Genomic DNA, 14,772 nt, shown 5'->3' with positions numbered 1-14,772 from the left:
TGCACTGATGGACGGAGAAATGGAAGCGCTCGCCCGCAGCATCGGCGAGCGCGTGCGGCAGGAGCGCCAGGATCGGCGCTGGACGCTCGATCAGCTCGCGGAGGCCGCAGGGGTGAGCCGGCGCATGGTCGTGAACGTCGAGCAAGGATCGGTGAACCCGAGCGTCGGCACCCTGCTGCGCCTGAGCGACGCCCTCGGGGTAGGCCTTCCGGCGCTCGTCGAGCCGCCCGTGTCAGCGCAGCCGCGCGTCACGCGGCAGGGCGACGGCGCGGTGCTGTGGTCCGGTGCGCACGGAGGGCGGGGAGTGCTCGTCGCGGGCACCGAATCCCCCGACGTGCTCGAGCTGTGGGACTGGACGCTGCAGCCCGGAGAATCCCACACGAGCGACGCCCACGCCGACGGCACCCGCGAGCTGCTCCAGGTGTCGGCCGGCACCCTGGTCATGACGGTCGACGGGGAATCCGTGACCCTCGGCCCCGGCGACGCCCTCAGCTTCCCGGGGGACGTCGACCACGTCCACACGAATCCGGGCGACGTTCCGACCCGGTTCACGCTCGCGGTGTTCGAGCCCGGGGTCGGCCTCGGCGCGCAGCGATCAGCGACCCACGCATGATCCGCCAGCGCTTCTCAGCGGCCCCGCCCTGGTCCCTCGCCGTCACGGCGATGCTGCTCATCCAGCTCAGCAGCGCGCTGTCCGTCGGCCTGATCGCGGAGCTCGGCGCCCCCGGCACCGCGTGGCTCCGGCTCAGCCTCGGCGCGCTGATCTTCCTCCTCATCGCCCGTCCGCCGCTCCACCTCATCCGCCGCCGCGACATCCCGGCGATCATCGGGCTCGGTGCGGCCACGGGTCTCATGATGATCGCGTTCCTCTCTGCGATCGATCGGATCCCGCTCGGCACCGCCGTCGCCATCGAGTTCCTCGGGCCGCTCACCGTCGCGGCGATCCGGAGCGGCAGTCGCCGCATGCTGATCTGGCCTGCGCTCGCGTTCGTGGGCGTGGTGCTCATGACGGAACCCTGGCACGGCGCCATCGATCTGCTCGGGGTGGGGTTCGCACTGCTCGCCGGGGTCGGTTGGGGCACGTACATGCTGCTGACGCAGCGGGTCGGGGACCGGTTCTCCGGCGTGAGCGCGCTGTCGCTCACGCTGCCGATCGCCGCGATCATCTACGCGTTCGTCGGGGTGCCGCAGCTCGTCGGGCACCTCGACTGGCGGATGCTGCTGGTCGCCGCCGGACTCGCGCTGCTCGCGCCGGTGCTGCCGTTCGGCCTCGAGATGCTCGCGCTCCGGCGCATGACGCACACGGCGTTCGGCACCCTCATGGCGCTCGAACCCGCGTTCGGGGTGCTGCTCGGCCTCGTCGTGCTGCAGCAGGTTCCGACGGCGTTCCAGATCGCGGGGATCGTGTGCGTCGTGCTCGCCGGTGCCGGGGCGCAGCTCGGCGGTCGGCGGGAGCCGCTGCCCGACCCGATCGGCGGCACGGGGTCGGAGCCGGATCCCGGCACGGATCCTGACCCTGGCCTTCCCCCGGATCCTGCTCGCGCACCCGAACCGGATCCCGATCCCCGACGCGACCGACCTCAGGAGTAACTCGCATGTTCACCGGCCTCAGCGCATTCCCCCTGACTCCGCTGCCGCACGACGCACTCGACGAACGCGCGTTCGTGGGGCTCATCGAGCGGCTGGCGGCCTCGGACGTCGACTCCATCACCGCCCTGGGGTCCACCGGGAGCTACGCGTACCTGAGCACGGCGGAGCGCGCCCGCGTCGCGACGCTCGCCGTGGACTACGCGGGCGGCACCCCGGTGTTCGTCGGCGTCGGCGCGCTGCGCACCTCCGACGTCCTGGCCAATGTGCGGAGCGCGGAGGCGGCCGGTGCGCACGGGATCCTGCTTGCGCCGGTCTCCTACCAGCCGCTCACGGGCGACGACGTCTTCGAGCTGTTCCGCTCGGTGACGGAGTCGACCGAACTGCCGGTGATCGTCTACGACAACCCCGCCACGACCCACTTCACCTTCACCGCGGACCTCACCGCCCGCATCGCCGAGCTGCCCGGCATCGCCTCCATCAAGATTCCCGGCGTTCCCGTGGATCCCGATGAGGCGCGGGCGCGGGTGCAGTCGATTCGGGATCGGATCCCACCCCACGTCACCATCGGGGTTGCCGGTGACGGCTTCGCGGCCGCCGGGCTCGCCGCGGGCTGCGACATCTGGTACTCGGTGCTCGGCGGTGCGCTGCCGGATCCGGCGCTCCGGATCACCCGCGCCGCGCTCGCCGGCCGGATCGATGCGGCGCTCGCCGAGTCGGACCGACTCGCCCCGCTCTGGGGGCTGTACGCGGAGTTCGGGGGCAGCCTGCGGGTGGTGGCGGCGCTCGCCGAGCACCTCGGTCTGGTGCCGGAGCGCTCGCTACCGCTGCCGATCCAGGGGCTCACGGTCGAGCAGCGGGCCCGTGTCGCGTCCGTCGCTGACGAACTGGAGCTGGAGGCCGCACTCGGGCACTGACTAGTCTGGAGGCACACCGATCGGCTCGCGCAGGCTGGAGGCCACCATGGGCAAGGTCACCTGGGGATTCACCTCGTCGATCGACGGGTTCATCGCCGGCCCGAACCACGACATGAGCTGGATGTCGGTCGGTGAGCCGCTCGCGGAGGGTCTCACCGAGCAGATGGCGAGTCGAGTCGCCGTCATCATCTCCGGTCGCGCCGGGTACGACGCGGCGCTCGCGCAGCGCGACGAGCGCGACGCGCAGACGAGCGAGGCCTACGGCGGTGCGTGGTCGGGCACGGAGTTCATCCTCACGCACCGCCCGGAGGAGCTCGCCGGTGATCCCGCCGTCATCGCCCTGAACTGCGACGTCGTCGAGGCGATCGAGCGCGCGCGGGCGATCGCCGGTGACCGGGACGTGCAGATCATCAGTGCGGACATCGCCCGCCAGGCGCTGGAGCACGACCTCATCGACGAGCTGCAGGTGTTCACGGCCCCGGTGTTCCTCGGCGACGGGACGAGGATCTTCGACGTCCCCGGGGGCCGCCGCGTCGACTGGGAGCTCGGGGAGACGATCGCGGGAGCGGAGCGGTCCTTCGGGCGGGTGTACCGCCCGAAGGACCGCGGGGTCGTGCGGGGCTCGGCCTCGGACTCGGCCCCGGGCTCGGGCTCGGACTCGGACTCGGCCCCGGGCTCGCCCGTCGCCTAGTACGCGACGGTGAACCGCGCCCGGCGGTGCGCGGGCTGCTCGATCTCGTCCACGAACGCCTGCGCGAAGTCGGCGCCTGAGATCGCGGACTTGCCGTCCTCGTCGGTCAGGATCACGTCGCCGCCCAGGCGGAACGTGCCCGTGTGCTCGCCCTCGACCCACGGGCCGAAGTCGCCGGCCGGGCTCACCATGAACCAGTCGAGCGACTCGTCCGAGGCGCGAAGCTCCCCGAGAATCGTCACCATCGTGCGCGCCTCCGGCTTGTAGTCGTCCGAGAACTCGGGGGTGTCGACGAAGGCCGGTCCCTCGGGTGCGACGAGCAGCGATCCCGCACCGCCCACGATCCCGAACCGCGCACCCGCGACCCGCGCCGCCTCGGCGAGGTCGGCGACGATGGCCTCGAACTTGCCCTCAAGGGGGCCGCGCGGTGCGAGCGCGCCGATGACCACGTCGGCGCCCTCGACGACCCCGGAGAGGGCGGCCGGATCCTGCACGTCGGCGGCGACGTAGGTGACGCCATCGACCTGCTCGGCCGGGACGCTCCGGGAGACGGCGGTCACCTCGTGCCCGCGCGATGCGGCTTCGCGGACGATGTGGCCTCCGGCGTATCCGGTGCCTCCGAAGACGGTGATGCGTGCCATGGGTGTGATCCTCTCAGTCGGGGTTCCGCACTGTGCGGTTGACACTTACTATAGGTAACTAACACCCGGATGGGGAGTAGGCACTTTCGAGTAAGTGACTCCCGGCGCGGTGCCTGACCAGCATTGATGAGCACCCTGGAGGATCGATGAGTACCGAGGACGGTCGATGAGCACGGAGGACGTTCGATGAGCACCGAGGACTGGGATGTCTACGACCGCAATTGCCCGACCCGGCGGCTGCTCGACCGCATCGGCGACCGCTGGACCGTGCTCATCGTCGGCACGCTCGACCGCGGTCCGCTTCGCTTCGGGGAGATCGCGCGCCGGATCGACGGCATCTCCCAGAAGATGCTCACGCAGACGCTCCGCGGCCTCGAGCGCGACGGACTCGTGATCCGGACCCTCTACCCGCAGGTGCCGCCCCGGGTCGAGTACGAGCTCTCCCCCGCCGGTCGCACCCTTCAGGAACCGCTGCGGGCACTGGAGGCCTGGGCCGAGAGCCACATGTCGGATGTGCTCGAGTCACGTGAACTCTACGACCGGTCGGCCTCGGGGGCTTGCGGGCCGGTTCGATCCCGGGCCTGACACCGCGCCTGATCCCGGGTTCGACCCCCGGCCCGATCCGTCGCCGGATCCCGCACCGCCGACTACGGCGTGAGCAGCACCTTCGTCGCGCGGCGCTCGTCCATCGCGCGGTAGCCCTCGGCGGCCTCGTCGAGCGGCAGCGTGAGGTCGAACACGGCGCCGGGATCGATCTGATCGGTCATGATGAGGTCGATGAGCTCCGGCAGGAAGCGCCGCACGGGCGCCGGCCCGCCGTGCAGGTGCACGGAGGAGATGAAGAGCCCGAGGCCGTCGATCGTCACCCCGTGCGAGACGCCCACGAAGCCGACGTGCCCGCCGGGACGGGTGGAGTGGATCGCCTGCATCATCGACTCCTGGGTGCCGACCGCCTCGATGGTCGAGTGCGCGCCGAGTCCGTCCGTGAGCTCCTTGACCTTCGCGACCCCGTCGTCCCCGCGCTCCTCGACGATGTCGGTCGCGCCGAACCGGCGTGCGAGCGCCTGGCGGTCCTCATGGCGCGACATCGCGATGATCCGCTCGGCGCCGAGGTGCTTCGCGGCGAGGATCCCCAGCAGTCCGACCGCCCCGTCGCCGACCACGGCCACGGTCTTGCCCGGTCCGGCCTCGGCGGCCACCGCGGCGAACCAGCCGGTGCCGAGCACGTCGGAGGCGGCGAGCAGGCTCCGGGCCTGCTCGGGGGTCGGGGTGCCGGGCACGCGCACGAGCGTGCCGTCGGCGAGCGGGACCCGGGCGTACTCGGACTGGGTGCCGATCCCACCCATCGAGACCTGGTGCACGCAGCGCGACTGGTACCCGGCTTCACAGATCTCGCAGGTGTTGTCGGAGGCGATGAACGAGCCCACGACCAGGTCGCCGACGGCGATGCTCCGCACGTCAGCCCCGATCTGCTCGACGACACCGACGTACTCGTGGCCCATCGGGGACGGCCCGTTGACCGGTGAAATGCCCCGATACGGCCACAGATCGGACCCGCAGATGCAGCTCGCGGTGACGCGGATGACGGCGTCGGTCGCCTCGACGATGGTCGACGTGGCGACCTCTTCCACGCGGATGTCGCCGGGGGCGTGCAGGATGACGGCTCGCATGTGTGCTCCTTCGGTGCGGTGCGCTCGGGGCATGGCGGTGCCCCGGTGCGGCGGTGGGCTTGGGGTGCCCTGGTGCGGTGGTGCGGTGGTGCGGGATCCGGGTCGGGTCCGCACCTGCACTGTACTCCGCGAGCCTGGTGCTGCCCACACCTGACGCTGCCCACTCCTGACGGAGATCTCACGTATGCAGGACCGATTCGCCGGGAATGCTCCGCTTTTCGTGAGATCTCCGCTGGGAGTGGCGCCGTGGGGGTGTCCTCCGCGCGACCGCTAGCCGACCCCCGCTGCGGTCAGCAACTGCCGGGTGTACTCCTCCTGCGGTGCCTCGAACAGCCGCGCGGTCTCTGCGGCCTCGACGATGGATCCGTCGCGCATCACGTAGACGTAGTCGGCGAACTCACGGACAACGGCCAAGTCATGCGTGATGACCACATAGGTCAACCCTTTCTGCTCCTGCATGTCGCGCAACAGATCGAGCACCTGCTGCTGCACCAGCACATCGAGCGCCGACACGGGCTCGTCGCACACGAGCAGTTCCGGATCCATCGACACGGCGCGCGCGATTGCCACGCGCTGCCGTTGGCCGCCGGAGAGCTGCGCCGGATGCCGTCGACCCATCTCAGCAGACAGCCCGACCTGCTCCAGCAGCTCGTCGGTCTTCCGCTCGCGTTCGTCGCGGGTGCCGATCCGATAGTGGTCCAATCCCTCTCGCACGATCGCCCGGACGGTCATCATCGGATTGAGCGACGAATACGGATCCTGGAAGACCGGCTGCACGCGCTTGCGGAACTCGGCCGTCTTCTGCCGGTCCAGTGTCGCGATCTCGTTCCCCTCGAACAGCATCGAACCGCTGCTCGGAGTCTCGAGTTTCAACATCATGCGGGAGATGGTGGTCTTGCCCGAACCCGACTCACCGACGATCGCGACCGTGCTGCCTCGAGGAACCTTCAGGCTCACCTCACGGTTCGCATGGACCGGCGTGTCCCTCCGCTTGCGTTGATACGTCTTACTCACTCCGCGAACCTCGACGATGCAGTCGGTGGCATCGACGTCCCGATGCCGTATCCGCGACGTCCCGCTCCGCGCCCGAACTCCGGGATCCGCGGCCACGAGTTGCCGAGAATACGGGTGCTCCGGGTGCTCAAGAATCTGCGCCGCCGGTCCCGCCTCCACCACCCGACCGTGCTGCATCACCACCACGCGGTCGGCACGCTCCGCCGCCAGACCGAGATCATGGGTGATCAGCAGTACCGCCATACCTGTCTTCGAGGAGATCTCAGCGATCTGGTCGAGGATGCGCGCGGCAACAGTCACATCCAGCGCACTCGTGGGTTCATCGGCAATGAGGAGCTCGGGGTCGCAGGCGGTGCCGATGGCGATGAGCACACGCTGCCGCAACCCGCCGGAGAGCTGATGCGGGAACTGGCGGAGCCGCGACTCGGGATCCGGAATACCGGCACGCTCCAGCACTCGGCAGCATTCCCGCACCACATTCTGCCGCGTCGCTCGACCATGGCGGAGCAGGACCTCGCCGAGTTGATCCCCGATGCGCATCATGGGGTTCAGGTTCGACATCGGATCTTGGGGCACCAGTCCCACGCGGCTGCCCCGGATCGCCGCACGCTGCTTCGGGGACTGCGTGAGGAGATCAGCGCCGCCGAACCCGATGGAACCCGTCGTTATCCGTGCGTTCCCCGCGAGCAGCCCGAGCACCGACATGGCGAGCGTCGTCTTCCCTGATCCGGATTCCCCCACGATCGCGACGACTTCTCCCCGTCGCACCTCGAGGTCGGCGCCGAGCACCGCGGGCGCAGCATTCGGATCACTCGAGAAACTGATGGTGAGGTTCTCCACGCGCAGCAGCGCTTCCTCAGACGACGCCGGCACCGGTGTGGCTCGCATCATGACACCTTTACTTTCGGGTTGAACCAGGCATACAGCACATCGACCAGGAAGTTGATGAAGACGAAGATCACAGCAATCAGCAGAATGCCGCCTTGCAGCAGCGCCATGTCCCGGTTCGTAATGGCTTGCGCCATGGCGTAGCCGATTCCCGGCCAGGAGAACACCGTCTCGGTCAGCACCGCACCACTGAGCTGGAATCCCGCCTGCAGGCCGATCACCGTGATCACCGCAGGCAGCGCGTTGGGAAGCGCGTGACCGTAGACGACCTGTCGCTTCGAGAGCCCCCGTGCTTCGGCAGAACGGACGTAGTCGCTGGACAGCACCCCGAGCATCGATGTCCGAGTCATCCGAGTGATGATCGCGAGCGACCATGCCGAGAGCGTGAGGATCGGAAGGATTGCGTGGGACAGCACGTCCATCGGCCCGCCGCCACCCACGATCGACTGCATCCCGCTCACCGGAAGCCACCTGAGTGTCAGGCCGAACAAGATGATGAGGAGCATGCCCAACCAGAACGAGGGCATGCTCGTGAGCAGCAACACCCCCACGGTGACCGAACGATCTCGGAGGCTGTTCGGCTTCAGCGACGCCCACACACCGGCGACCACCCCGACCACCGCAGCGAGCCCGACCGCGGGCAATGCGATGATCGCCGTGTTCCCGAGCCGCTCCAGAAGAATCCCCAGGACCGGCGCATTGTAGGTCGCCGATCTTCCGAGGTCACCCTGCAGGAGGCCCCATAGATACGAGAAGTACTGCAGGAAGACGTTCTGCTCGAGGCCGAGCTGTTCCCGCAGTGCTTGACGGTCCTCCTCCGACGCCATGCCGCCGAGCTGCGCGTCGACGGCGTCGCCGGGGATGATCTGGCCGAGCAGGAACACGGCAAGGGTCACTCCCAGGATCACTGGAACGAGCTGCCCGAGTCGTTTGAGGATGAAGTTGATCATTTGAGACCTCCCAGGGTCCGGACGGCGCGAACCCGGGAACGCGGATCCAGCCGGTCGCGGATCGCGTCTCCCGCAAGGTTGAAACCCACCGCCAGGATCACGATCGCGATTCCCGAGAGCGTCGCCACGTGGGGCGCCGTGAGCATGACCGCCTTCCCGCCGCTGAGCATGCCGCCCCAGTCGGCCGTGGGCGGTTTCGCGCCCAGCCCGAGAAAACTCAGGCTGGCGGCAAGGATCACGTTGTTGCCCGTTTGCAACGACGCCATGACGATCAACGGGTTGAGTACGTTCGGTGCGACGTGCCGGGTGATGATCGCACCTCGCCCCAGCCCGAGCGTCTGTGCGGATTCGACGTAGGGCTCCTCCCGGACGGCGATCACGGCGCCTCTCACGACACGACCCATCTCGGGGATCGTGACCACCACCATCGCCGTGATCATCGACCCGGTTCCCGCGCCGAGGGCGGCTCCGATGCCGAGGGCCAGCAGGATTCCGGGGAACGAGAACATCACATCGAAGATGCGCATGACGAGCGCGTCGAACCAACCGCCGATGTACCCGGCGAGAATCCCGATCACACTTCCGAGGACGGCGGAGATCAGCGTCGGAACCACCGCGACGAAGAGCGCAAACCGCGCCCCGTAGATCAGCCGACTCAGCATGTCCCGACCGAGTTCGTCGGTGCCGAGCAGGTGTCCGTCGGTCAGCGGCGGGAGGAGTTTCTCGAGCGGGTCCGTCGCGGCGGGATCGTAGGGCGCGAGCCACTGCGCTCCCGCCGCGAGCACCGCCACGACGATGAGAATGATGAACCCCAACCAGTTTCCCCAGTTGATCCCCCGACCACGCGGGCGGGGAGTGGCGCTCGATCGACGAGCGAGGGCGCGGAACGGCCCCGTTGGGGGTGCAGCTGCAGGTGCCGGGTTCATGCGTGACTCCTCAATGCGTTATGTGTCGTCAGGCTCAGGGTGCTTACGCAGCGGACCAGAGCGCTCCGAGCTCCGGAATGACGTCAGGCATCCCGAGCGTCCGGAATGCGTGCCACAGTGTGGATTGATTGCTGCTGATCACGGGTGCGCCCGTATCCATCTCGAGGTACTTCAACATCCCGAAGGTCCGGTAGGTACCGCAGGAGATGAGTGTGACATCGGCGTTGCCCGACTTCCGGTAGACGGAACGTCCCAGGCGGTAGGCGCTGTCGATGTCGTGCAAGCTCGCCTCGTACGGGTCGTCAAGGCCGAGCCCCTCCATCGCGGTTACCCGGAAGCCCTGAGCCTCGAGGCTCGTCGCGAGCGCCTCGTTGACGTCATCGGTGTAGATCGAGCCCAGGGCAATCGTGGTGACGTCAAGCGCCTTGAGCGCTTTCACTGCGGCCTCCTGCATGGTGATCGCCGGGATCCCGACAGCGTCGAAGATCTCGCGCTTGATGCGCTCATCAGCAGCCGGTCCTTCGAGGAAGGTGCCGGGGGCACCGCACTGCACGATCAGGTCAACCTTCGACGTGGCGAGCTGTCGCGACGCCTCCAGGACCTGGGACATCATCACCTGCAGGCCGTCGCGGTCCACCTTCGGGACGATCGTCCGAGCGTCCGCGAAGGCGACACCGGGGAGTGTGAGTTGGCGCCACTCCTCTGCGCCCTCGATCGCGGTCGCGGGTCGAATCTGTCCAATCTTTGCGCGCCATCCGAGCATCATGCGTGTTTCTCCTTCGTGTGGGCCCCGGGTCGAGGCGATGAGCCGGCGGGGGTGGCGAGCACCCCCGCCTCTGGTCAAGCGGACTTCTGCAGCGTGGTGTAGTCGAAGAACACACTGGGGGCTTCGACCGGACCGGAAACGCTGCTTGAGAACGCGCGCGGCAGCCGATCCTGATAGAGGAAGACCCACGGGGCGCCGTCGTCGATGATCGCTCCAGCCTGGCGGTAGATGTCAGCACGCGCCTCGGGATCCTGCTCCGCGCGACCCGCGGCGAAGATGTCCGTGAGTGCGGGATCGTCGTACCATCCACGGTTCACACCGGTCGGCGGAACGAGGGCGGGGCTGAACATATTCTCGAGCCAGTACGCCAGGTCCGTTCCCGTGGTCCAGCCGTTGAAGGAGCCGGCGATATCGGGGGTGTACCCGGGCGCCTCGAGCGCCACCATCGACGTGAACTCCATGAACTGCACGTCGAGGTCGACCCCGACATCAGCGAAGTCCTCCTGCACGAGCGACATCACCTCCCGAGACTGCGAGAAGCCGGGGCCCTCGCTCGGCGCCATGAGTGAGATCGAGAACGGCGTCTCCACGCCCGCCTCCGCGAGAAGTTCTCTGGCACGCTCAGGGTCGTAGTCGTACTCCGAGCTGACGCCGTCCTCCCACGCAGCATTCCCCTGGGGAATCGCGCCGGTAAGAGGCAACGCCTGTCCATTCGTGACCGCTGCGATGCCCTCACGGTCGACCGCGAAGTTGAGGGCCTGGCGCACTCGCGGATCACTGATGCCCTCCGCCTGGGTGTTCAGTCGGATGAAGTAGGAGTTGGCCGGCTCGGGGTATTGGATCGTCACAGTGTCGGATCCCTCGAGCTGCGAGATCTGGCCGGCTCCAGCGCTCAGGATCACATCGATCTGCCCGGTCTGCAGGGCGGACACCATCGTGTTCGCGTCTGAGATGGTCGTGAACAGCAGCTGTGGGGTTTCGGGGACGCCCCGCCAGTAGTCCTCGTTTCGCGTCAGGGTGATGTCCTTCCCCTGGGCGATGCCCTCACTCGTGTACGGGCCGGTGCCGCTCGGGCTCGCGGCGATCGTGTCGTCATCAGCGGACTCCAGGAGGGTCGGGCTGATGATGCCCATGCGCCGATCGATCAACAGATTCTCGAACTCCGGGAACGGCTGCAACAGCGTCACTCGGAAGGTTCCCTCGGGAGTGACTTCGGTCGCGGCGATCCAGCGCGTCAAGTACTTCATGTTCGCCGCAGCGGCCTCGGAGAAGACCGGTGAGGATTCATCCAGGATCCGGTCGAAGTTGAGTTTGACCGCCGCGGCATCGAGGACCGCACCGTCGTGGAACTCGACCCCCTCGCGGATGACGAAGTCGTACTGGAGACCGTCCTCCGAGATCACCCACGACTCGGCGAGCGCCGGCTGCAGCTCGGCCGCCCCCGCTGTGGTGGCCGCGAGATCCTCTCGGACCAGCGTGTCATACAGTGCGTCGGAGACGCGGAGTCCGATGGTGCCGGTCATCCGATGCGGATCCATCGGGGGGACCTCGCCCTGCGCCGCAAGGACGATCGTTTCCGCCGCCCCGGCGGAACCTGAACCGGCTCCGCTGTGTGCCGCGCACCCGGATAGGGCGAGTGGGACGAGGATGAGGCAGCCGAGGAGACCCCTCATCGCTCGTTTCCGTGTATTCATGTGCTTCACTCCTTTGTGCCGTGCATATCTACGTGGTGGATCAGGCGGGCTCTGAGTTCCGAGTCGATTCCCGGTGCACGAGCGTGCGCTCCAGAACGGTGAGTTCGGGGAACGGCTGTTCCTCGAACTGAGCCCAGAGCGCGTCGATGGCGACCCGGGCGGCCTCGGTCGCCGAACCATCAACCGAGGACAGGGTGGGGGTGACGTAGTCGAGGAAGTCGGTATTTCCGAAACCCATGACCGCGACGTCCTCGGGGATCCGGAGGCCTCGAGTCAACAGGGCCCGCGATCCGCCGAGCGCGAGCTCATCGTTGATGGCGAGGATCGCGCCGGGGATCTCGCCCGCATCGATACGGCGATGCACCGCCTCGAGTCCGGCTTCGTATCCCCTCGTCGCGATCGGCCACACCCAGCGCTCCTCGTCGAGTCCGACCTCACGAACCGCGCGAAGATACCCCGCCAGTCGCTCCGTCGCGAGATAGGAGCCCTCGAGCTGACCGAGGAACGCGACGGAGTCGGCGTGCTGCAGCATCTCGCGCGTCGCCCGATACGCCCACTCCTCATCGGTGAATTGGACCGTCGGCCATTCCGCATCAGGCACGTGCTGGCCGATGACCACCATGGGTCGAGTGGCGTGTGCGGCACGAATCGCCTCGAACGTCTCCGTGTCAGCCAGGAGATCGCCGGTCGCGAGCACCATGCCGGTCGGGAGGTGCTGACTGTTCGGCAGGAGCGCCTGACGAAGCACCTCTGGGTCGTGCTGCAGGTCGACGAGCATCACCGTGAACCCGCGCGCTTCGATCTCCACTTTGAGCGCACGCATCAGCTTGGTGTACCAGGGCTGAGCCAGGCTCGCCGCGAGCACGGTGATCACGTTGCCGTGACCGCGCCGCAGTGCTGAGGCCGCGGGGTTCAGGTGGAAGTTCAATTCCTTCATCGCAGCCTGCACGCGTTCGCGCGTCTTCGCGCTCACGACCTGGGGTTGATTCAACACCCGTGACACCGTGGCGATGGATACTCCGGCGGCCTGCGCAACTTCAGTGATGCTCGGCTCAGAATTCCGTTTCACTCGCGGCTTGGGTGATGCCTTCAGCTCGTCCATTCTTCACTCCTCGTGTTCGGGTCAGTCAGGGATCTCACCAGAAGCAGCAGCTGGGTCGACCGGATGCACCGCGAGGGGGATGATCTGGACTTCCATGTACGGCCAAACGGGGAGCGCCGAGATGACGTCATGCATCTCCGTCGGTGTGGCGGCACGCCACAGCCCCCAGTTCTCTCGACGTCCCGGCACCCGCCACATGCGCACGAGCGTCCCGCGCGCACCGAGCTCCGCGGCCATCGCGCGCTCGGCGGCTGAGATCTCGGCGATCCGTTCCTCGCTCAGTGATTCCGGCCAGGTGATGTTGATATTGATGAGAAATTCCATCGTATTCCTTACGCTGCGGTGCTTGACGAAAGAGCCAGGTCATGGACGATTGAGTGCGCTGCATTTCGGCCGGGAGCGCCGGTGACGTAGCCGCCAGGCCAGCTTCCCGAGCCCCCGAGGTACAGGCCGGAAAGCGATGCCTTTCCCTGGGAGAGTCCCGCAAGTGGCCGGCGATCGAAGAATCGATCGACCGTCATCTCGCCATGCGTGATATTGCTCCCGGTCAAGGAGAACTCCTGTTCCAGATCGAACGGGGAGAGCGCCCGAACATCGGTGATCCGGTCGCGCAGGCCGGGGAGCTGCTCGTCGAGTTGCGCAATGCACCGTTGCGCGAACGCATCCCGGTGCGTCGTCCAGTAGCTTTCCCCCAGTGAGTACGGGGCATGCCAGACGTTGACGCTGAAGAGATGCGTACCGGATGGAGCGAGTTCCGGCGAGGCCAACGAGGGGACCATCCCCCACATGATCGGACGATCGGAGACGTCGCCGGCGATGCCCGCCTCGATCGCGGACTCGATGTGCTCCGGGCTGGACCCGATGCGGATCTGCGACTCGAGCACCTGTGCGGCGGAGACGTCCTCGGGCAGCCCCGGAACGGTCGGCAGGCCATCGAGTGCGAGTGCGAGTTTGAATGCGCCACCTTGCGGGGGCTCCACAGACCGACCCGGAACGAGGTCGTCGGGATCCTCCAGCAGATCGTGCTGGAGGAGACTCGGCTCGATCGTCGAGAGCACCGCATCCGCCGGGATCTCCTCGCCGTCGCCGAGACGCACGCCGGAGACACGACCGTCCTCGGTGAGAATACGTTCGACCGAGCGGTCTCGGAGGATCCTGGCACCCGCTGCCACCGCAGACCGCTCAAGCGCGTCGATGATCGCGGACATGGATCCGATCGGGGTTCCCACTGATCCCCGAAGTGGGAGATTCACCGCGGTACTGTCCTCGTCCGGGCGCAACGAGGCCATGGATATCGGCCGCAGCAGCAGTCCCAGCGCCGAACCAGGATCCCGAGGCGACTGCCGCGTGCCCGGCAGCGCCAGCATCATCAGTAGCGCCTTGGCCTGCGGGGAGCGCAGCCGGTCGTCGAGGAGGTCCATCAGGGACCCAGAGATCACCCGGTCGAACAGCTCCCGCTTCGCACCTGCTCCCAGGCGCTCGCGGATCCGATCGACGGAGTCGGGCGCGCGCCAGACCGAGAGCCCGGACGCTGCCCCGACGCTGTTCAGATCATCGATGAGCTGCCGGTAGCGCTGGTACTCCCCCTCTGCGAACGCCTCGATCTGAGCGGCGATGCGATCCCGGTCACGGAATCCGAGAAAGGTACGATCCCCGAAGCGCTGAGCCACCGTGATCGACGGGCGATGGAATCGAAGACCATGACGTTCCAGCTCGAGCTCGACCATCACCCGACTCTCGAATGATCCGGGCGAATTCGTGATAGCGGCTCGGTACCCGGGGAAGTAGTCGAAGGAACCGACGACTCCCCCGAGACGCGATCGGCGTTCGACAAGGACCGTGTCTACGCCGGCGCGCGCGAGGTAGGCGGAGGCCACCAGACCGTTGTGGCCACCCCCGACCACCACGACTCGACGTGACACCGGC

Annotated in this window: 15 protein-coding genes; 5 read left to right on the top strand and 10 right to left on the bottom strand. The window is 67.6% G+C overall.

The genetic code is table 11. The annotated features are described in order from the left end of the window. Nucleotides 1-7 precede the first annotated feature (7 nt). The 4 genes from MUN76_RS10855 to MUN76_RS10840 are packed head-to-tail and all read left to right on the top strand — an operon-like array spanning nucleotide 8 to nucleotide 3,195. Nucleotides 8-613 carry a helix-turn-helix domain-containing protein gene (locus tag MUN76_RS10855; RefSeq protein WP_244684607.1) on the top strand — a complete coding sequence of 202 codons (606 nt, stop codon included), beginning with the start codon at nucleotides 8-10 and terminating at the stop codon, nucleotides 611-613. Then, nucleotides 610-1,590, top strand: coding sequence for an EamA family transporter (locus MUN76_RS10850; protein WP_244684606.1), 981 nt, complete (start codon nucleotides 610-612; stop codon nucleotides 1,588-1,590). The genes MUN76_RS10855 and MUN76_RS10850 overlap by 4 nt, the downstream gene beginning before the upstream one ends. 5 nt (nucleotides 1,591-1,595) lie before the next feature. Continuing rightward, nucleotides 1,596-2,504, top strand: coding sequence for a dihydrodipicolinate synthase family protein (locus MUN76_RS10845; protein ID WP_244684604.1), 909 nt, complete (start codon nucleotides 1,596-1,598; stop codon nucleotides 2,502-2,504). Between the two features lie 46 nt (nucleotides 2,505-2,550). Next, nucleotides 2,551-3,195, top strand: coding sequence for a dihydrofolate reductase family protein (locus MUN76_RS10840; protein ID WP_244684603.1), 645 nt, complete (start codon nucleotides 2,551-2,553; stop codon nucleotides 3,193-3,195). On the opposite strand, the gene MUN76_RS10835 is transcribed toward MUN76_RS10840, so the two are convergent. Continuing rightward, entirely contained in the window at nucleotides 3,192-3,836 is a 645-nt protein-coding gene (locus tag MUN76_RS10835; RefSeq protein ID WP_244684602.1) for an NAD(P)-dependent oxidoreductase, read from the bottom strand. The two genes, MUN76_RS10840 and MUN76_RS10835, sit on opposite strands and share 4 nt — an antisense overlap. A gap of 186 nt (nucleotides 3,837-4,022) precedes the next feature. On the opposite strand from MUN76_RS10835, the gene MUN76_RS10830 reads away from it, so the two are divergent. Further along, complete coding sequence (locus MUN76_RS10830; RefSeq protein WP_244684601.1) at nucleotides 4,023-4,421, top strand: winged helix-turn-helix transcriptional regulator; 399 nt, start codon at nucleotides 4,023-4,025, stop codon at nucleotides 4,419-4,421. Nucleotides 4,422-4,483: 62 nt separating this feature from the next. Here MUN76_RS10830 and MUN76_RS10825 read toward each other — a convergent pair whose 3' ends face one another. The 9 genes from MUN76_RS10825 to MUN76_RS10785 form a co-directional block, all read right to left on the bottom strand. Further along, on the bottom strand, nucleotides 4,484-5,506 hold the full coding sequence (locus MUN76_RS10825) for a zinc-dependent alcohol dehydrogenase family protein (protein ID WP_244684599.1): 1,023 nt from the start codon (nucleotides 5,504-5,506) through the stop codon (nucleotides 4,484-4,486). A 270-nt stretch (nucleotides 5,507-5,776) separates the two neighbouring features. Further along, on the bottom strand, nucleotides 5,777-7,411 hold the full coding sequence (locus tag MUN76_RS10820) for a dipeptide ABC transporter ATP-binding protein (protein ID WP_244684598.1): 1,635 nt from the start codon (nucleotides 7,409-7,411) through the stop codon (nucleotides 5,777-5,779). Next, complete coding sequence (locus MUN76_RS10815) at nucleotides 7,408-8,358, bottom strand: ABC transporter permease (RefSeq protein WP_244684597.1); 951 nt, start codon at nucleotides 8,356-8,358, stop codon at nucleotides 7,408-7,410. The genes MUN76_RS10820 and MUN76_RS10815 overlap by 4 nt, the downstream gene beginning before the upstream one ends. Further along, the gene (locus MUN76_RS10810) at nucleotides 8,355-9,173 is read right to left on the bottom strand and encodes an ABC transporter permease (RefSeq protein WP_244684596.1); all 819 of its coding nucleotides are present in this window, start codon (nucleotides 9,171-9,173) and stop codon (nucleotides 8,355-8,357) included. Before MUN76_RS10810 ends, MUN76_RS10815 begins: the two co-directional genes overlap by 4 nt. A gap of 154 nt (nucleotides 9,174-9,327) precedes the next feature. Next, a complete protein-coding gene (locus tag MUN76_RS10805; RefSeq protein ID WP_244684595.1) occupies nucleotides 9,328-10,050 on the bottom strand; it encodes a maleate cis-trans isomerase family protein in 723 nt (240 codons plus the stop codon). Between the two features lie 74 nt (nucleotides 10,051-10,124). Next, nucleotides 10,125-11,573, bottom strand: a complete 1,449-nt coding sequence (locus MUN76_RS10800; protein WP_244684594.1) for an ABC transporter substrate-binding protein — start codon at nucleotides 11,571-11,573, stop codon at nucleotides 10,125-10,127. Nucleotides 11,574-11,784: 211 nt separating this feature from the next. Next, complete coding sequence (locus tag MUN76_RS10795; RefSeq protein ID WP_256451788.1) at nucleotides 11,785-12,846, bottom strand: LacI family DNA-binding transcriptional regulator; 1,062 nt, start codon at nucleotides 12,844-12,846, stop codon at nucleotides 11,785-11,787. A 21-nt stretch (nucleotides 12,847-12,867) separates the two neighbouring features. After that, nucleotides 12,868-13,170 (bottom strand): muconolactone Delta-isomerase, encoded by a 303-nt coding sequence (locus MUN76_RS10790; protein WP_244684592.1) that lies wholly within the window; start codon nucleotides 13,168-13,170, stop codon nucleotides 12,868-12,870. An 8-nt stretch (nucleotides 13,171-13,178) separates the two neighbouring features. After that, nucleotides 13,179-14,768, bottom strand: a complete 1,590-nt coding sequence (locus MUN76_RS10785; protein WP_244684590.1) for a phytoene desaturase family protein — start codon at nucleotides 14,766-14,768, stop codon at nucleotides 13,179-13,181. Nucleotides 14,769-14,772: the final 4 nt, after the last annotated feature.

Origin of the sequence: Leucobacter rhizosphaerae (genome assembly GCF_022919175.1) — a bacterium.
In the GTDB taxonomy this organism is placed as follows: Bacteria; Actinomycetota; Actinomycetes; order Actinomycetales; family Microbacteriaceae; genus Leucobacter; species Leucobacter rhizosphaerae.
Note: the sequence above shows the minus strand (reverse complement) of the source record. Positions and strands in the feature narration are given on the sequence as shown.